At 52.8% G+C, this 19,246-nt stretch carries 15 protein-coding genes; 6 read left to right on the top strand and 9 right to left on the bottom strand.

The window, feature by feature from the left end:
* Positions 1–109: 109 nt before the first annotated feature.
* Positions 110–676, bottom strand: coding sequence for a hypothetical protein (locus tag C8D82_RS19705; protein WP_116886010.1), 567 nt, complete (start codon positions 674–676; stop codon positions 110–112).
* 75 nt (positions 677–751) lie between these two features.
* Between C8D82_RS19705 and C8D82_RS19700 the strand changes: the two genes are divergently transcribed.
* Positions 752–2,845, top strand: coding sequence for a type IV secretory system conjugative DNA transfer family protein (locus C8D82_RS19700; protein ID WP_116886009.1), 2,094 nt, complete (start codon positions 752–754; stop codon positions 2,843–2,845).
* A gap of 51 nt (positions 2,846–2,896) precedes the next feature.
* Here the strand turns inward: C8D82_RS19700 and C8D82_RS19695 are convergent, their stop codons facing one another.
* The 8 genes from C8D82_RS19695 to C8D82_RS19665 form a co-directional block, all read right to left on the bottom strand.
* A complete protein-coding gene (locus tag C8D82_RS19695) occupies positions 2,897–3,295 on the bottom strand; it encodes a type II toxin-antitoxin system death-on-curing family toxin (RefSeq protein ID WP_116886008.1) in 399 nt (132 codons plus the stop codon).
* Positions 3,292–3,519 carry an AbrB/MazE/SpoVT family DNA-binding domain-containing protein gene (locus C8D82_RS19690; protein ID WP_116886007.1) on the bottom strand — a complete coding sequence of 76 codons (228 nt, stop codon included), beginning with the start codon at positions 3,517–3,519 and terminating at the stop codon, positions 3,292–3,294. The genes C8D82_RS19695 and C8D82_RS19690 overlap by 4 nt, the downstream gene beginning before the upstream one ends.
* 154 nt (positions 3,520–3,673) lie before the next feature.
* Positions 3,674–4,279 carry a tyrosine-type recombinase/integrase gene (locus C8D82_RS21430; protein WP_165833219.1) on the bottom strand — a complete coding sequence of 202 codons (606 nt, stop codon included), beginning with the start codon at positions 4,277–4,279 and terminating at the stop codon, positions 3,674–3,676.
* Entirely contained in the window at positions 4,276–5,118 is an 843-nt protein-coding gene (locus C8D82_RS21425; RefSeq protein ID WP_165833218.1) for a hypothetical protein, read from the bottom strand. The genes C8D82_RS21430 and C8D82_RS21425 overlap by 4 nt, the downstream gene beginning before the upstream one ends.
* Before the next feature lie 124 nt (positions 5,119–5,242).
* On the bottom strand, positions 5,243–5,548 hold the full coding sequence (locus C8D82_RS19680; protein WP_116886005.1) for a helix-turn-helix transcriptional regulator: 306 nt from the start codon (positions 5,546–5,548) through the stop codon (positions 5,243–5,245).
* A 117-nt stretch (positions 5,549–5,665) separates the two neighbouring features.
* On the bottom strand, positions 5,666–7,159 hold the full coding sequence (locus tag C8D82_RS19675) for a tyrosine-type recombinase/integrase (protein ID WP_165833217.1): 1,494 nt from the start codon (positions 7,157–7,159) through the stop codon (positions 5,666–5,668).
* A 244-nt stretch (positions 7,160–7,403) separates the two neighbouring features.
* Positions 7,404–10,490: a type 1 glutamine amidotransferase family protein gene (locus C8D82_RS19670; protein WP_116886003.1), complete on the bottom strand. Its 3,087-nt coding sequence runs from the start codon at positions 10,488–10,490 to the stop codon at positions 7,404–7,406.
* A 43-nt stretch (positions 10,491–10,533) separates the two neighbouring features.
* Positions 10,534–11,298, bottom strand: coding sequence for a carbohydrate-binding family 9-like protein (locus tag C8D82_RS19665; protein WP_116886002.1), 765 nt, complete (start codon positions 11,296–11,298; stop codon positions 10,534–10,536).
* A gap of 359 nt (positions 11,299–11,657) precedes the next feature.
* On the opposite strand from C8D82_RS19665, the gene C8D82_RS19660 reads away from it, so the two are divergent.
* The 5 genes from C8D82_RS19660 (at position 11,658) to C8D82_RS19640 (ending at position 19,173) form a co-directional block, all read left to right on the top strand.
* Positions 11,658–12,770, top strand: coding sequence for a GntR family transcriptional regulator (locus C8D82_RS19660; protein WP_116886001.1), 1,113 nt, complete (start codon positions 11,658–11,660; stop codon positions 12,768–12,770).
* A gap of 13 nt (positions 12,771–12,783) precedes the next feature.
* Positions 12,784–13,518 carry a type II secretion system protein gene (locus C8D82_RS19655; protein WP_207776199.1) on the top strand — a complete coding sequence of 245 codons (735 nt, stop codon included), beginning with the start codon at positions 12,784–12,786 and terminating at the stop codon, positions 13,516–13,518.
* Between the two features lie 49 nt (positions 13,519–13,567).
* Positions 13,568–16,057 (top strand): glycoside hydrolase domain-containing protein, encoded by a 2,490-nt coding sequence (locus C8D82_RS19650; RefSeq protein ID WP_116885999.1) that lies wholly within the window; start codon positions 13,568–13,570, stop codon positions 16,055–16,057.
* 14 nt (positions 16,058–16,071) lie between these two features.
* Positions 16,072–18,612: a glycoside hydrolase domain-containing protein gene (locus C8D82_RS19645; RefSeq protein ID WP_116885998.1), complete on the top strand. Its 2,541-nt coding sequence runs from the start codon at positions 16,072–16,074 to the stop codon at positions 18,610–18,612.
* 108 nt (positions 18,613–18,720) lie between these two features.
* The gene (locus C8D82_RS19640) at positions 18,721–19,173 is read left to right on the top strand and encodes an SLC5/6 family protein (RefSeq protein ID WP_116885997.1); all 453 of its coding nucleotides are present in this window, start codon (positions 18,721–18,723) and stop codon (positions 19,171–19,173) included.
* Positions 19,174–19,246 lie beyond the last annotated feature (73 nt).

Raw genomic sequence — 19,246 nt, 5'->3', positions numbered from 1 at the left:
CGCAGCTCTTCGACGGCATTGGTCATGTGTTGCCGCGCCAGCTGATAATTGGCTGCGGCGATTTGGATCTGCTCAGTGGTGAGTTCTTTCATTCTGTCCTCCAATCAGGTTATGGCTGCCGGGAGATTATCTTCTGATTTCCCGGCGGCAGGGCGACCGGGAAATCAGCCGGATCAATCATTTTTTTCAATTCTTCATCCGGCGTGTAGAGTTTGAGGTTATTACCGACATACTGCCGGGAAAAGTATTCCAGAACACCGGCCGCTTCCCCCATGATTTTATAGGCCGCAAGATCTGTCTGCAGTGTTTTGATTGAAGCAATATCAACATGGACATCCGTATTCCGTTTTTGTTCCTGCCGGAACCGCCCCCTCAACACCCAGTGCAGATAGATGCCTTCTTCAGAACCCTGCGGAATACAAAAACAGTCATCAAATTCATAGCAGGAAAGAACTGTTTTTTCGCCTTGCGGTGTTTCCTGATGGTCGCAGCCGGGCAAAAGATAATCCAGAATGGTGTCGAGAGCATTCAGTTCCCCGCTGTCCCGAGCTTCCGCGACAATGTTCCAGACATGTTTTTCAATGGTATTGCGTTCCCGGTTGCGCCAGTTTGTCAGCCGGGGCTGATAAGCAGGCTTGTCCCAATAAAAGCTCATGATGTCATGAAGTACATCCATATAGCCTGCGCGTTGACGCTGCTTTCCGTGCTGGCCGGGCTGGGCGTGTTTACAATCTACTGGCTGTGGGTGTGAATGTCGATACTCGATCAGGAAATTCTGAATCTCGCCGGAAACGTCTGGAGTGTCAGGGACGCCTGCACCGGCGTGATCTGTTTCGGAGCGACCGGCAGCGGAAAATCTTCCGGCCCGCTCCGCAGCATTGCCTTGCGGTATCTGCAGCTGGGATTCGGCGGAATCGTCTTTTGCGCCAAGCCGGATGAGTGTGAAACCTGGGAAAGTTATGCCCGGGAGACCGGCCGCACTTCCGATCTGCTCAAGCTGAGTGAAAACACTTTTGCGTTTCTGAACTATGAACTCGAACGCCCGGCTGAAACCGGCGGCGGGCAGATCGAGAACGTAGTCAATCTTTTTCTCGAAATCACGAAAATCGGGAAGGACAGGCGCAGCGGCAGCACAAACGATGAGTACTGGCAGAACGCCATCAAGCAGTTCCTGCGCAACACCATCTCCTTTCTGGTCATGGCCGGTGAAGCGGTCACGCTGCCCAACATCAAAGCCGTCATCGATACTGCCATTCGGGACAAGGCTGTCGCGGAAGCACTGAAAGATTATTTTGAGGAGTTCAAAGGATTCTGCGCCGTCAACAAAAATAAGTGGTATTGCCGGCAGCAGAATCAGGCCGGATTCGATGAAGCACTGGGACTATTCGAAACCGGATACAAGAAGCAGAGGCAAAATACGCAGATTGAACAGCCGCTGATCGTCGCGCATCAGTTCGCCTGTTCGCTGATCCTGAAAATCATCTACCATGGAAAACATTCCGGCCCCGATTACGAACTCGGCTTCAACTATTTCATCATAGAATTTCCGCAGCTCGACGAGCGGACGCGGAGCAATACCGTCAGTTCTTTCACGGTTCTTGCGGACTCCATGCTGCGCGGAGAATTTCTTCGATGTTTCGGAGCTCCCGATTCATCGTTTTCACTCGAAAGCCTTTACCGCGAAGGCAGGATCCTGATTGTCGATCAGGATGTAAAGCGTTTCGGTCTGGTGGGGCAGATTACCGCCGCAATCATCAAACTCTGCTTCGAGCGGATGATTGAACGACGGGAGGACATCACGCGCGACGAAGCCCGTCCCGTGTTTTTGTGGGCGGATGAAGCCCAGTATTTCTCCCTCGACAACGACCAGATATTTCAGACCACAGCGCGTTCCTCGCGGACATTGACCGTCTACGCCACGCAGAACCTCAGCAATTTTCAGGACGGTTACGGAAAGGAGAAAGCCAACTCTCTGCTGGGAAATCTCGGAACGAAATTCTTCTGTAAAAATGGAGATTTTGAAACGAACGAATGGGCCGCGAAAAGCATCGGTCAGGAGATTGTCAGGCGGCGCAGTCTGAATCTCGGAGACAGCAAATCGGGAGGCGCCAAAGGCGAATACAGCCAATCCGGCAGTTATTCCGAAGGCTGGTCCGAGCAGAAAGATTACATGGTCGATATCGTCACTTTCACCACCCTTCAGGCGGGAGGCCCCCGCGGCCAGTGCCGTGTCGGTTACGTGTTCTGGCAGGGAGGCAGGATTTTAAACAACGGCGAAGTGTTCCTGATCGGAACCTTTGATCAGAAGTGTCGGAAAGTATGCGGAGCAAGGTTTGAACGCCGTTGTCCGCCGATTCCGCAGCTCGGATTGAAAAATGCCGGGGAAAGCCGCCGGCTTTATGGATGCGATTATGTGATTCTCGGCCTTTTTGTTATATCATCACTGATTGTTCTGAGCGGATTATGGATGATCTTTGCCGAACGGGACCGGTTTCTGCTCTTCATCCCCGAACTTGGAGTCGTAAGCATCGCCACCGTGTGCCTGTGGACAGCCGCTTTCGCCTTTGACCTCGGACTGGAGATTCTGCGCATCCTCGGCGAAATCATCATCGCCAAATACCGCGGATTCCGCAGGCTCCGTCAGAAGCGGATCAATCAGATTCCGCTGCTCACTCTCACTTGGTTTTATCTTGCCTTCTCCTTCGCGCTGGCCATCCTGATTCAGAATGCCATCTACACCGGGCAAGGCGCCATCGGATACCTGCTGACATGGTTCGCCGCCGCCATCGCCCACTACCTCTTCAAAAACGCAGGCGGAAAAAAAGTCCCGGTGGAGAAAAATTAGAAATTGACCGGCAGGCTTGGTATTGGTAATTCAAGCGGCCCAGGAGATACGTCACTTCTGTTCGGAGCTGTGTTTTTTGAGAAAAAGCGTAATCTCCGCTTTCAACATCTTTCCACTGGCGACACGCAGAACCATCGCGGTAAATTCTTCGTCGGATGCCTCGAAGTCGATTCCATTCATATCAAGAAAGACCAGTGCGGCCATGGCGCCGACCCGTTTGTTGCCGTCGACAAACGGATGATTTTCCACAAGATGAAAGAGATAGGCCGCCGCCATCTCGTAAATGGTCGGATGCAGGAACGTTCCGCCGAACGTTGCAGACGGCATACCGATCGCGGATTTCAAAAGTTCCATATCACGCACTCCGGAAGCACCTCCGAAGTTCTCAATCTGGTAATTATGGATCTCAATGATTTCGGCGAATGTGAGAAAAACCGGCTCGGATTTCACTTCGCAAGCTCCTCGAAAGACTTCTTATAGCGTTTGCCGATCTTATCCATGGATTTGTGAAACTTACCGGCCCGAACCGCGTCTTTCACGGGTGTGAGAACGAGCGCCTGACCATCGGTTACGACCTCAAATGCCGTGTCGATGGTTGCCCCGAGCAAATCAAGAATCGGCTTTTCAATCACAAGCGCCGCGCTGTTACCGTGCCTGGTCAGATTTTTGATCATTGTCCGTCCTTCCTTGTTATTATATTGTCAATACAAAGATATATCGCTATGACGCATATTTCAAGGTGGATTTGATGGAATTATGCAAAATGGTTCTTATTAGAATATCATATTTTCAATAAGGAGTAAATCTGCTGCTCAAGCTACATTATTGTTACTGAACATCTTCATCGGTTATATTCAGGTAACTTCGCGTTGCGGCCAAAGACCGCTGGCCGAGTATTCGCTGAATTTCGCTGAGTGTATAATTGCCGCGGACAGCCAACTGGTATCCCCAGGTTTTCTGGAGAGTCAGAAAACCGACTTTTTCCTGCAATCCGCTTGAGGCCGCAGATTCTTTGAGGAAAGCTGTTACATAGCCCTGCGACCAAGGCTGAGCTATCCCTGACAACCTGCGAGTTTCAGTTTGGAACAGGTAGACATCATCCACCATTCCTGCACGGAGTTGCTTGATTTCTTGGGCATCCTCGTCGGAAATTTTAATTAACTTTTTGTTGCCGGCTTTCGTCAATTCCAAAAGCCGAAGCAGAGTCATTTCCAATTGTTCTCCTGAAACCGGGTCGAATATCGTTTGATTTTCAATTTGTTCCCAGGTCAGTTTGAGAAGCTTGCCTGGAGCAATGCCAGTGTCCAGAGCAAGTATGAAAAACACGTAATGCTTTTGAGAATAATGACACTTGACGTATTTACGCCAACGCATTAAGCCACCCAGGTCTTTGACCGGTTTGGCGGCGGACGGGACATTGCCTTTGCTGTTCATTTCCGTATTAATTCCTCTGTAACGTCTGAGGATGATTTCGCGGCGAGAAATGCCGTATGATAACGCCGCATGGCCGCTGCAGTGGTTCCGGGATATTCCTGATCTTCCAGCAATTCCGCTGCTGTTTTCGGATAAGGATGGCTGGTTACAAACTGCCGCCTGGCTTTTCCCCGCGCCGCCATATCCGTATAGCCTTGAGCCAAATAGGATTGATAATATCTGTTGTATTCTGCACCCCAGCGAATTGCATTCCAATGATGTCTTTGCCTTTTGTTCTGGTAGCCTTTCATAAAAGTTTCCAACAATTCCCGGGTAGCCTGCCGGGGAAACAGTAAAAATTTTCCAAGAACCAGTTGTTGCTGCCATTCCACTGATAACTGATATAAAAAACGCCATTGGACTGTTTCAGGTAAAGATATTGCCGATGCAATCCGGGGAATGAACTGATAGATCATGATAAGCTCTTCGTCTCCGGTTGGAGCAGGATTGGGAAATTCTTTCAGCTTCTCATTGACGAGAGAGTCGTCCACTAAACCATGCGGATTGAAGAAAAGAGACTTCGAGTCAATATGCGATTCAATAAAGCTGCTGACTTTCTGAAGATATTCATTCTCTTTGCCGCTCAACATATCCATATTCAATACCGGATACTTGCGGGTAATTTCCAAAAGCAGAAAAGAGATCAAATTTTGTCCCCATGCAGCAAGAAGTCTGCGTGGGGAATCATTTGAAATGCCGGAAGGAGTGACCAACAGAGAATGGATATCTATCAGCACGGGCGTCTGCTCATAGATATCCTGCAATTTCGCATAATATTGATTGGATTTCTCTGCCGTCATATTTTCCTGCCAATTATTTATAACATACACGTTTTATTCCTGATTTCAAAATCGGAAAGCTCTTTATGGATAAAACAAACATCGGTGGAATGTCAACTCCACCGATGCTTGGGGGCAAAGGAAATTACTTCTGTGAGTCCTGCAAAAATTGGGCAATGCTGTCAGCTGTGATTCGCGCTGAACGATGGCCGAATTTGATGCGCTTCAGCTTCCCATCTTTGATATAGTCGTGGATAGCTTTCTTGCTCACTCCCAGATAATCGGCTGCCTCCTGAATCCGGACCAGCCGTGGGAATTTAGGCCCCTCGTCTTCTTTGCTTTGCCGGACTGCGACTTTCAGCTCGTCGAGTTCGCTCTGCTCCAAGGCGCCGCAGGCGACCAACGGAGTTGCAAGCTGGATCAGGGTGTCAAGGGTTTTCGGTTGTATCATGTCGGCCTCCTTTCATTGATTGAGGGTTTGAAACTAAAGTAATTATACTGCATGATACGACCGAAGAAAAGAAAATTTGCCCGGCAAACCTGAACACCACCGGCAAGTGTTCAGCTTTTACGACACATTTTTTGAAATATTCATCCCATTGACCAGATGGCCTGCCGATGATTCTTGAGCTTGGTTTGCATCCGGCAGGTTATCCGGCAAGTTGTCGATCAAAGTTTCCAGAATCGCCAAAGTCGTTTCCGAAGCATTCTGAATCAGGTGAAGCAGGCGTTCTTTTCGCAGGGAATAACCGGAAATCGGTTCACTGGTAGCTGGGAGTGAGTTCTGCATAATCAGCTTCAAACCTTCCATACTGGCCTGCTTGTTGGCATGATCCTGATAGTGCTGGGTCTGCGCGAGCCGTTTATGGCCGAGCCAGCGTTTAATCGTCGAAGCTGGGACACCTTTTTGTTCCGCTTCATACGAGAAGGTATGGCGAAAAGAATGGAAGCCTTTCACTGTCTGTTTCCTGGTTCGTCCCTCAACCTCAATCCGGGTTGTGATTCCACAGGAAATCAGATAATTCTGGATCATAGTGTTGATCTTGGTATACCTCTTTTGCAGATGCAGTTCCGCCATTTCCGGAAAGACATATTCACCGCGCCGAGTCTGTTTCCATTGCTTTTGCAAAACGTTATTCAATTCCGGAAAAACAGGAACATGGACTTGCGTTTTGGTCTTTTGAGCGATAAGAGAAATCTCGCGTCCCGTGAAATCCGGAGCAATTGCCCCGCGATATCCGGTAATGCCTTCAAAATACTCCCATTTCAATGCCAATGCATCTCCTAACCGCAGACCGGTATAACGTCCAACAAAGAGCGGACCGGCTAAAAGTTTGGGAGGATTTTTGAAAATGATTTCTAACTCTTCCTCGGTAAAGATTTTCCGTTTGACGGGTTCGAGCTTCAAAGGTGGAATATGGGCAAAGGGATTTTCTTCGCCGCCGAGGTCCGGCAACAGGAATGAAAACACGCTTTTACAGACCGAATGATAGCGGTTCAGTGTTGTATGGCTCAAGAGACCGCCTCGTTCATAGTCTTTGAAAACTTTGCGTTTCGGGCAAGTATTGGGATCATAGGAGATGGTTTTGTTCCACCGACCGTATTTGCGTATATAGGCGATATAGGCATCGGCGTGCATCCGTTCCGCTTCATCCAGGGTACGCAACTGATAATTGCTTTTCACAAAATCCACAAAGTCGAACCAGTAACCGCGGGAAACCGCAAGAACTCTGCTGCTGGTTTCACGGGAATGCGGCTTGGCCTGAGCCAAATCAAAGGCGTTATCCAGTGTAATCAGAAGCCGGGCTCTCAACTTTCGGACAACTTTCAGTTCCGCCAGATACTCTTCACGGGTTTCTATTTCTTTCAGCTGCTGCTGTTCCTGAAGAAATTTTCTGGCGGCTTCTTCTGCTTCGCGACGTTCCCGGATGTGATTGCCCTGAGAATTTTTCAGGGTAATGTTTTTTCTTTTTCCGTCCTTCTGCATATATTGCAGATAGAAATTATCTCCTCGTTTGTAAATAGAACCACTGCCGTTGGAACGTTTTTTGGATACTGCCATATTGACTATCCTCCTTAACCGAAGTTGAGTTGAGAAATCATCGTCTTTTTCGTCACCATAATTACCATGGGACGAAAAAGACAGACCAAATTTCTCTTCAAACCTGATCATTATTGGAAGATATTCAACTCTGGAGCAAATTTTGCATCGGACTCACTTGCAGATATCGCCCCGGAGCGTTATTGAGGTTCTTACTCCGTGATCTTCGAAATATCTGTTTTTCCTAAACTGTTTTTTACGGGTTTCAGTTCTTATGCAGGGTCAGCTCCTGAACAGTTCGATCCGTAAAGGAGATATTCTCCTGGCTGCTGCGGCCGCCGTCTTGGTAGATCGTCAGCGTTCCCGCCGTTCCGTGAAGTCTGAGACGGGCTTGAAGCGCGGAACATGACAACACCTCCAGATAGATCCCGGAATCCGGTGCCACTGCGGCAAAAGGCAGAAGCGTTATTATAGATGGTTTGCGTTCCTTTACCTTGAAATCGAACGAAAAGGCAGGTGTGTGAACTCTGATTTCCTTGATGTTTCCCGGTTGAGTCCAATCGGTGTTCAACAGCATCAGGTAACGGACTCCGGATGGTTCTTCCCAGCTTGTCCAGAATACCTCCCGCGAAGAATCCTCGACGTAATATTCGCCACGACACTTCTCCGCGAGGTGGGCGAGCCATGAGGCTGATAGCGTTTGTAAAGCTTCATGTCCCGGGTAAGCCCAAGCGGCTAACAGGTAAACGATACCTTTTCCCAATCGGTGACGGAGAACCAGCGGATGCCCGGTGGCCGCGTCCCAAGCGACAATTTCAGCTCCTTTCGGTTCTAATGCCGCAAGGCGGCATGGTCCGTCTTCGCACACGGAACGGTTGGGAGCTGACGAAAGTTGTGGTTCCGGGAAAGTTTCGCGTCCCGCAGCATTCCACTGGCCGGAGTATTCGGGACCGGGACCGCCGACCACCACACCACATAGTTCGGATAGATCGCCGCCGTTCCACAAAGCCAGCTCCTGCCAATTCTTCAGGAAGTCGCGCCGGATATGCGTACTGAATTGCGGAAGACCGGTAAACAAAGTACCACCATTTCGGACGAATTCGCAAAGTTTGTCGTAATCCTCACGGATCATCGTATTCCAACCGAGATTCAGTAAAAGTTTGTACTGTTGCAGATACTCAGCGCCTACTTCCACCGGAACTTCATCGAAATCCCCGTAAGGTGTCCCGGAAAAGAAGAAGCGACGGCGGTCACAGCGCTGGCGCAGCGGATGCGTGTTTGCGCCGGGCATCAGCACGTCAAGCAACTGGCGGCACTTCTCCGGCTGGCCATGTCCCCACTCCGGCGCAGGATTGCCGAAAAGCCCCCAGACGGAATAGTCGGGCGCCTGTTCCGGACCGCAGATGAAACCGTTGAACGGCGCGGCGTAACGCCCTTCGAGGAATGCGATGTTCCGCCGGTTCCGTCCTCGGCGCGGGTGAGTTTTCACAAAGCGGAAAAAGTCGCGCGTCATATCCCGCTTGCCTTTGGTCAGGCGGTCATCCCAGCACTGGCGCTCCTCCTTGAACAGTAAAAACAGGCTGTCCTCCTCGTAAATCATGGAAGCGCCCATCATCCACGGCTGATACAGCGAAAGGAAATATTGGCCGAGATGGTTTTCAAAATAGGGCTGCGCCGCATGCTGGATCGCAATGTGAACTCCCCATTCCCCGGTGCCGAGCGCTTCGGCGGCAGGACGAGCCTGCGAACAGATATGCTGCGTGTGCGGCACCATCGTTTCCGTCCGGATGAAATCCACCCCTGCAAGATAACAATAGCGGTGCCCCCCCGAAGCGTCTCCGAACGCGGCGCGAGGAGCGACTTCGTGCGTTTTGTCCACCGCGGTTTTCAGGTAGGCCATATAGTGTTCCGCGGCTTCCTTCATATCCGCGGAGCTCCACGGTTCGGCCGGGTCGCGGGCGTAGACCGCGCCCGGATACTCGTGCCAGCCGACCGAATGAAGCGCGTCACCGGCCGCCGCAATCAGCGCACCGTCTTCATATTGGTTGGCGGCCTCCACGGTGATGTGGTGCGCGCGGCAGAACTCCCCCCACCGGCGCAGCGATTCCGAAGAAACCGGGGCGTTCTCGTAATTCTCGGGCGCCTGCCAGCAGAACGAGCGGAACACCACCAGATTTCCGAGGCGCGTCCGCCATGTGTAATCGAGCAGCCAGTCCATGAAGCCGTTGTCGTCATGCGGTACCGTGGTGAGGTCGAAGCCGACGGTGACGGGAAATCTCTCTTCTCCCGAAACATATATCGCCGGAATCACTGCCCGCGTCGATCCGGCGGAAACCTCCGCGTTGATCAACGGCTCGGAAATGGAGAACGGAAATTCATTCCAGCCTTCCCGCAGAACCAGTTCCCGCGAACCGCCCGGCCAGCGGACGACGGCGGTGTCCGACCTGACCGCGAAAATCCGTCCGATCAGAGGTTCTCCGGCCAGCGCCCACGGCGGCAGGGAGAGTTCGAGATGGGAGCGTTTCGCGGTCCGAAGCGTCAACCGGCTGAACAGCAGCGGAAAGCGCGGATTTTCGTTCCTGATTCCCAGGCGGCGTCTGCCCGGCGAGGCTTGAAAACGCACCCAGACATCCTCCAGCATCTGCATATAGTTGTCATGCTCCCGGAAGTAGTGAGCGAAGCGGGCGACAGGCTCTCCGTCGCAAAGCAGCGTCATGGGATACCGATCATGCACCTGCCGTTCGCTGCCCGGCGTGTAGTCGGGGGCCGCCATCGCTTCCAGATGCAGGATGTATTCCGTAAAATCGGCGGCGGATTCCGGCAGATCGGCTTCCCATTCCAGCGTCTCTCCCGGAGCGAGCCAGGCGGTTCTCATCCGCGCCCAGTCATGACGCGGCAGCGGCAGGTCGTCCGCTTCCCAGGTTTGTTCGCCCGGACGCGGCCCCGGCCGAAACCAGAGAAAGTTCGTCCGAGTCACGATTACATGGCAGCCCAGATACTTCGGGCCGACCGGAAACACCAGCCTTCCATTCCGCCGCAGCTCATCGGCGCCGAAGGAAAAACAGCCGGAAGCGGTGACCAGACGGAAGCGGGCGTCCGCTTCCGTTTCGGCAATGATCCGGATGCCGGCCAGCCCCCTGCGGGTCCTGCTTTTCCAGAACGGTCCGGCAAGACGGGTTTCATGGGCGCAATGGCCCGGCCCGTACCAGATTACGGGATAGTTGAGCGCATAGCACTCCGCAATGGTTCCGCCGTCGCATTCCAGATGACCGTCCCAGAGAAAGACGGGGTGATAGTGGCGGCGGGAGTACAGATATTGATATCCCCAGTCGATCCGGAAATCCAGTTTCATTCGCATATCCTTTTTTCGTTCAGAGATAGTTGTGATGTCGCGGTCATCGGAAAGTCAGGGGCGCGTAATATTCGTAAAGATGGTAGTTGAGCTGCGGGAGCAATGGATGGGAAAAGTTTTCCCCGAATGTGCGGTTGCCCGAAAAGGAGTATCCCGCCAGCAGGATGCGCCAGGCACGCCCGGAATCCAACGGGATCCCCAGTTTTTCTTCGACGGCTTTGCGGCTGACCGTCATGACGGAGGTCCAGCCCCGGTCGGCATCCGAGGAATCGTTCAGCGTCCCGTCCACCTTTGAGACGACTTCGATCCCCGGCATCAGCTTCTGCCGGTCGATCAGAACCGTACCGCCGAAAGCGCGGCTTGGAAAGTAAAATGCGGACTTGTTGCCGGACGGCGTCGCATAGAGTTCAAGATATGCGTTGCTCTCCTCCGGTTTCAGAAATACTTCGAATACGTCACCGGTGAGATAATGACGCAGCTGGTCCTGCTGGTCCAGCGTCCAGATGTCATCATTTTCAATACGGCAGCCGATATAAAGATTTTCATCGTCGTAAAGAAGTTTTGCGGAAGCCTGAACCTCGTATTTTCCGGCTTCAATCGCGGCAACCGTCTTTTCGGGCAGGTGCTGGAAATTCCGGTAGCACCGGAGCCGGTATTCCGGCGCCTTTTGCCATGCCGGGTCGGACATGCCCGCATCCACGCGCAAGCCGGGCGCGTAAACCGCCTCCACCCGGGAAATCGGTTCCACATTCGTGCAGCATCCGGCGAGACATGCGGCAAGAATGGCCGCAGAAAACAGTTTGAGCATGTGTTACGCACCTTTCCGTATTGAAATTCAGGTTCATTTCCGCTTGCAGACCGCGAAAAGATTCACGGATTCGCCGCGATGTGAAGAATATATCACCCTTTACGCCTGTTTCAATAGTGTTCGCATAAAATATCATCTGTATCGATTCACAATTGATGCGTGCTGCGACCATATTCGTGATATTTTATTATTATATTTATATCTCTTTTATTTTAAATAAAATACAAATCACATAAAGAATGGGTAAAATTCTGATTTCATGATTTTTCTTCAATATTTTTCCAATGCCTATTGACATTGGAATTAAAATAATGTATAATTAAAACAGATAAATAAAAATTGTTTCGATTCATAAAAACATGAGCAGCGAACCCAAATACCGACATATTTACGAACTCCTGCGCGAGCGCATCCTGCAACTGCCGCCCGGGGAACGGCTGGAAACCGTCCGCAGTTTGCAGAAAAATTACGGGGTCAGCCTGGCGACCGTGAACAGCGCCCTGAGGCTGCTGACCGAGGAAGGATTGATCGAAAGCGTCCGGAACCAGGGAATTTTCCGGGCCGGCGGCTCCGGTGAAGCCGTGCGGCGCCCCGTCATCCTGATTCTGCCGGGACGGGACGAGCCGCTTTTCCGCCGGATCATTTTCTCCTGCTACGAGGCGCTGGAGGCCAGAAATATGCGCTTACAGTTCATGATCCATAAACTCGTGCCGGATGCCGAGCTTGACACCGTAATCCGGGCGTTCGATGAAAAGCCGGCCGGTATTCTCTACATGCCTACGCAGGTATCCGCCAGGCTGAAGCAGGTCTTGCGGGAGGGGTGTGGACATACTCCGCTCGTGCAGCTCAACCGCGAGACGGGCGTTGCCGAGGTCTCATTCGTCGGCACCCGGTGCCATGAAGCAAGCCGGAAAGCGACGGCGCGGCTGGTGGAATGCGGACATCGCAGAATCGGGCTCATCATGCCGAAGGGCAGCAGTTCCTTTCTGGATCAGCAGGAACGTATTGCCGGATTCCTGGCTGCCCTGAAACAGGGCGGGATTTCGCACAGGAACGCATATGACATCATTTTCGATCCGTCCGACCGACGGCTTGCTTCCGACGTGATCGAGCTGCTTTCCGGAGAGGAGCGTCCCACTGCATTTTTCGCGACCAACAGCACCTACTTGCCGGAGCTTTTCAGGAAGGTGAAATTCTGCGGACTGAAAATTCCGGACGACCTGAGCGTCACCTGCGTCGACATCGCCGACACGTTCCGGGAATTACCAGTGCCGCTCGACCGGCTCGAACAGCCGATTGCGGAGATCTGCGGGCGGGCGGTGGAACTATTATACGAAATGATCATTTCGCACGATCTCCGGCCACGCCGGGAGCTGCTGGACGGCATCTCGTGCATCGGAAATTCCTGCGGGCCGCCGCCCCGGACAGATATGCCGCTTCCCGGATCAACCCTTTGTCTCTCCAATCAATAGAAAGGAAATGAAAATGTCAACAAAAAGAATCCTGCCGAAGAGCCGGAAAAGCGCCGGTTTCACTCTTATTGAGCTGCTCGTTGTGATTGCGATCATTGCCATACTCGCCGCAATGCTGCTGCCTGCATTGAATAAAGCCAGAGGCAGCGCAAAGAAAACGGCCTGTCTCAATCAGATTAAACAAATGACAGCAATGCTTGTGGTTTATTCTACCGATAATAATGACTTCTTTCCGCATGATGACCGCAATGTAGCCTGGCAGTGGAAAGGAGTATTCGCCCCCTGGTATGTTCCGATTTGGGATGAGCGCGGCAATAAACAGTGGCATTGCACGGAATATGTTGAAGCTGAGGCTATCAGTAATGACGCCGGCGGTAAATTAGTTCCCACGTTGCAGATTACCGCCAACATCGCGGGAAGCAGTTATGTATGGGGAGAGAATGCTCATCCTTACAGTGACGGAGTGAAAATTTCATCTTTCAGAAAACCTTCCGAAACCTGTGCCGTTATTGAAAAGAACTGGCAGGCGAAATCTCAGCATCCTGCCTGTACAAATAATTTGGACAGAAGTATCGCCTGGAATAATACCCCGTTTTATTATACGGGTCCCCGGCGTCATCAGGGCGCCGCGCTGATCGGCTGCGTGGACGGGCATGTTATGACGACCACTGAAAATTTGCGGGGAGAGGCTTCTAACGGGAAACTGCTTGAGATGCTTTCCGGCGGAAAAGAAGAACGCAAATGGTAACGTTATTCTGTTCTTCTGAAAATCACTTTATACATTGCCCCAACAGATAATGGAAAGAATGGAAATGGCAATAAGAAAAATATTTCCGGCTTTGATTGCAAGCGGAATCCTGTCAGTTGCAGCGGGAGCAGGTGAAGCTTCCGGTATATGGAATTTTGACGACCGTGCGAAATTTCTGCATTCATCCGTCAGCGAACTGTCGTTGTCCGGCAATGCCGTCCCCTCCCGGGGAATCGTTGGCGGCGGGGCCCGTTTTGACGGCGAGAACCATTATCTCGAATTAGCCTTTACCCCGGAAACACAACCCGCGGAGGCGATGACGGTTGCATTCTGGTTCAAGGCTGCGCCTGGCTCCGCCTGTTTCCCTGCCGTCCGTCACCGGAATTCATTCTTCGTCGCCAATGGCGGTCGCGGATTCAGCTGGTATGAACTTACCGGCACGAACGGACGGGCCTACGACGGTTACGCTCATCCCCGTCTGCTGGATTACGATGAATGGTATCATTTTGCGCTTGTCTATGACGGGAAGGAGCTGGCGGTTTATTTTGACGGCAGGAAAATCCGTTCGGTCAATGCGGAACAATGCGGCCCGGTCAAATCCGGTTCGACGGTGATGATCGGCGGGCGGCTGGCCCGGTTCAACGACAAATGGTTGAATTTCAAGGGCGTGATGGATGAGATCGAATTCCTCAAGTACGCCAGGACCGACTGGGACAGAGTCAGGCTGCTCAAAATGCGTGAACGGTTGCGGAAGCTCGGACGGCAGCTTGCCGGCCAATCCGCTTGGCGGAATCATTTCGAAAAGTTCTCCGCTGCCGTGGAAGAATGCGATTCCGATGAAACGGCCAAAAACATTCTGCTGCCGCAGGCGGAAGCCCTTCTGAAAGAAGGCGAGAACCTTTGCCACGGTACCGACGCCGGTTTCTTCGTCAAGGCCGTCAGTCCGATGTCGCGCGTCATGCCGGATGATATTGTTCTTCAGCCGCCGACTCGCAAAGCTCAACTGAGCATGGCGGGAAATGAACGCGAGAACCTCCAGCTTCTCGTCTTTCCGCAATCGGCGGAGCTGCGCTCTTTCAGCGTGGAACTTCCCCTGGGACTCAAAAATCCGGAAGGAGCTCCGGGAGAGTTTGAAATCCGGGTAAGCGAGACAGACTATTCACCTCTCGCAGGCCCCAGCCACTGGATGTATCTTTATCCGGCTGTACCGGACAAGCTGATTCCCCGGGATGTGTATTCGCTGGACCGGAAAAAGTTTCTGCCCCTCTGGCTGGAGGTGAAGTCCGGTGAAAATACAGCCCCCGGCATCTACTCCGGCGAGATCAGGATTACCGGGGATAACGGCAAAACGCTCTCCCTGCCGCTGGAAGTGAAGGTTTACGATTTCGTCCTGCCGCGGCGCAATATCGTACCGTCGATCGTCAGCATCTGGGAACGGGATCTCCAGACCTATCTGCAGGATGGCGATGCGGAGGGATTCATGCGACTGTTCACCGCTTACGCCGACATGGTGCTCGAACACCGTCTCAATCCGGTCGTCATGCATCAGGGGGATCTGGTCGCCGGCTGGCTCCGGGATACGGTTTACCCCAATTACAGGGTCTCGCCCGACGGCAAAGCTGAAATCAACTGGAAGTATTACGACCGGCTGGTCAGCCGTCTCCGTGAAAAGGGGCTTTCGACGGTGGTGACAGGGCCTTATTACCGGGACGCGGACATCTGGAAAAACAGTAAAAACCAGGATGCCGTCTGGCGGGAGGTCGCGCGGCACGCACGGGAGAACGGGTATTTGGAGGAGGCCGTCGCCTATCCGATCGACGAATGGAGCATGCAGCACCTCGACGAAATCAACCGTATCGGCGAGATGGTGAAGAACAATGCCCCCGGAGTCCGCTGGCTGATAACATTCGGCAGTCAGAATTCTCCGCTCCCGGAAATTAAAAATGTCGGCCTCTGGATTCCGCAATTCCACTGGGTGAACATGCCGGAAATGCGCAAATCGCAAAAGGCGGGAATTCCGGTCTGGAGTTACGTCTGCACCGGACCGCAGTTCCCGGTTCCTAACCTCCATCAGGATACGCCTCCGGCGGGAATCCGCATGGTCCCCGTGGCGAACTTCCGCTTCGGATTCGACGGAATTCTTCATTGGGCGGTCAACTTCAATACCGGGAAAAACGCCAGACCGGTCACGGAATACGGAGCCGGAGAAGGCCGCTATATCTATGCGGACGAAAACGGAATGCCGGTTCCGACCGTCAGACTGAAACTGTTCGCAGACGGCATGGAAGACTGGACGGTCATGGAGATGCTGAAGCGGCGCAACCCGGAAATGCACCGGGAGATGCTTGCGGAGCTTTCCGAACTGATTCCGGGAAAAGACTTCGATCCTGATATGAAGATCACGGCGACTTCCCCGAGTGAGGCAACCTATCAGACCTTCATGGATACCGACGCCTTCTATCCGGTCATGACCCATCCGGAAAAGTATCTCGAATGGCGTGAAAAACTTTACGAAGCATTGTCATCTCTTTCAAAATAAACAAAGGACCAGAAATGAAAAAATTTTTCTCCACATTATTATTGGGAGGAACGGTTGCCGCATTATCGGCGGGAAACCTTCTTGAGATTCCCGCCGCCGGCAAAGTGCCGGTGATTGACGGCGTAATGGCTCCGTCGGAATGGGACGATGCCGCCGTCTTTACCGGTCTGCAGCTCACCAATGACCGCGGTCTTGCCAATGAACAGACCAAATTTTACATGAAATGGGACAAGGATTTCATCTATATCGCCGCGGTATGCCGGGACTCCAATGTATCGGGAATCAGTTCCAAGCTGCCGTATGATGACTGTCTGGAATTCTTCTTCATGGCTCCCGGCGAACTCGACGTGGTTCACTGGCTGGTTTATGCGACCGGAGGAAACACCCTCGACTTCATCGATTCCGAATACGGCAGCGGCTACCGGGGAAACCCCGGCAGGATCAAAAACGAGGCCAAAATCAACCGGAACGACTGGACGATCGAATGCCGCATTCCGGCGGAGTCTTTCTTTAAAGAGTTCTTCGATCCCAAATACAGTTATAAGTTCAACGTACACCGCTCTTTCAGCACTAACGGAACGGTTCGCCCGGATGGGAGGCCCGCGGAATTCAGCAGTTTCAGCCATGTGCGCGGACAACTTTTGAAACCGCACGACTTCGCGGAGCTTCGCCTGAATCCGAAAACCGTCACTCCGGTACGGCTTGAACGTCTTGACCGGGACGGCATGTCGCTGACCGCCGAACAGGGCAGTACGGTTCTCCTGACATTTGAAAACGGCCAAACGGTCAATATCCCGGAACGCGACGGCAAATTCAGCTGCGATTTTCCCGGGGATTGCACCGGGCTGACGCTCCGGGTGCTTCGCAAAGACGGAGAAGCGCTGTTCAGCAACCGCTATCGGTTCTTCCCCGTCGATGCGGAGACGCCGAAGAAAATTGCCGCGGAACAATCGAAGATACAGGGGCTCGGTGTTGATGTCGTCAACTCCATGGAACGGATTTTTCACACCAGGCCGTATGCGAAACAGGGCGGCAGCATTGAGCTGACCGCCGCGCGCAACGAGCGGGAAAATTTCCAGCTGGTGCTTTTTACCGGTAAAGACGCGGTCAGGGACATTACAGTCCGGGCGTCGGAGTTCCGCAATGCCGAAGGCAAGGTGCTGCCCGCTTCCATCTGGGAACTCTACCGGGAAGGATATGCCATTGCCGATCCGGTCGGCTATCCCAACTGCAACGGAGTCGGCGACTATCCCGATCCGCTCTATCCGCTTGCTCCGCTCTCGCTGGAGCCGATGCAGGTACGCGCCGTCTGGGCAGGCTTCAAAGTTCCGGCGGATGCCGCCCCCGGGGATTATACCGGGACGGTGACAGTCTCCGCAGAAGGAAAGACGGTCAGGACAGTCAAGGTCGCCCTGAAGGTCTGGGATTTTGCCATTCCCAAAAAACAGAGTCTCCGCACGGCGTTCAGCGTCTGGGAGCGGGAAATCTATAACCTCTACTTTGCCGGAAAAGAGCGTTCCGCGGAAGAATTTCAGAAAACCGTCCACCGGTACGGCATGATGCTTGCCGAACACCGTCTCTCACCGCTGGTGTTCAAAACCGACCGCCTTCTGCCGAAAGAGGTGATTCATAAGATCGGCCCGGTTTATGACGACAAACAGCCGGACGGTTCTTACCGTTATCACCCGAACGCCTATGACGACATGGTGCGCGATTATCTCGCCGCCGGAGCTACCTGTTTCTACGTGGGACCGGAAACCCCGCCCGGCGACTATGCCAAATACAGCGAGGAGGAGTGGAAAGGAATCTGGAAAGCGATCTATGAGCATTACAAAGCCAACGGTCTGCTTGAGTACGCTTACGCCTATCCGTATGATGAACCGGGCAACAAAAACCGTGTGTTCGTGAATCGCCGCATGGCGCTTTTGAAAGAAGCCGCTCCCGGGTTGAAGCTGCTGTTGACCGGCGCCTGTTCACTCTTTCCTTCCACGGCATTCTCCGATATTGATATCTGGGTGCCGCAAAGCCATTGGGTCAATTACCGGAATAAAAGGGAAGCGCAGGAAGCCGGCAAGGAAGTCTGGTGGTATCCCTGTTCCGGGCCGTGGTTCCCCTATCCGAATTATCATCTGGATATCGAACCGGGAGCCTGGCGTATTCTCGCCTGGGCGACCTACAAATACGATTTCGACGGAATCCTGTACTGGGCAACCGCGTTTTTCAACAATAAAAATCCGCTCAAGAACAACAATTACAGTTGCAACGGCGATGGAGTCCTGATGTACGCCCTGCCGGACGGCAACCCCACTCCCAGCATCCGGCTGAAAGTGATTGCAGACAGCATGGAGGATTATGAATATCTTCTGCTGCTGCGCGACGCGGCGGAGAAACAGAAAAACAATCCGGCCAAGGTTCGGGCGGTGGAAGCTGCGCAGGAAATGCTGAAATTGAAAGACATGATCCGTTATATTGATGACTATGCGCTTGATGCGGAAGCCTACAACACGTTCCGCGCTCAGGCGGGAGCTCTGATTGAGGAACTGAACCGCAAATAAAAGCGCCGTCTTTCAACATTGTCCGCAATCGGCGGACAGGATGCGGCCCCCCGTGACGGAAAAGCCGCATCTTTTTTTGTCCCGATATACAGGAGATAACAAGATAGAATGCATTGGATTGATTGGGTCATTATCGGAGCACTGCTTGCCGCCCTGTGCGGCGTGCTCTACTGGTGTCAGCGGTATGTGAAAAGCACCGCCGACTTCCTGGCGGCAGGCCGGTGCGCCCGGCGGTATCTGCTGACGATCACCTCGGGAATCGCCGGAATCGGCGCGATCTCGATCGTCGGCTCATTCGAGCAGTCTTACGCGGCCGGCTTCACTCCGGTCTGGTGGGGATTCCTCACCGGGCCGATCGGACTTGTCATTGCGATTACCGGTTTTGTCTATTACCGGCTGCGGGAAACGCGCTGTCTGACCATGGCGCAGTTTTTCGAGGTGCGGTACAGCCGTAATTTCCGGGTTTTCTCCGGTATTCTCGGCTGGGTGTCCGGCATTCTGAACTACGGCATCTTTCCGGCGGTATCAGTCAAATTCTTGTTATTGTCCCAAATTTTGTGAAACACACTTGTAGTTTCCAACGCCGATAACGACGTTGCCGATAATTTGCATACGTTTTTGCCAGTAGTCCTCC

Source organism: Victivallis vadensis (genome assembly GCF_003096415.1).
GTDB lineage: Bacteria > Verrucomicrobiota > Lentisphaeria > Victivallales > Victivallaceae > Victivallis > Victivallis vadensis.
The sequence above is the reverse complement of the archived record's forward strand: the minus strand, read 5'-3'. Positions and strand labels throughout refer to the sequence as shown.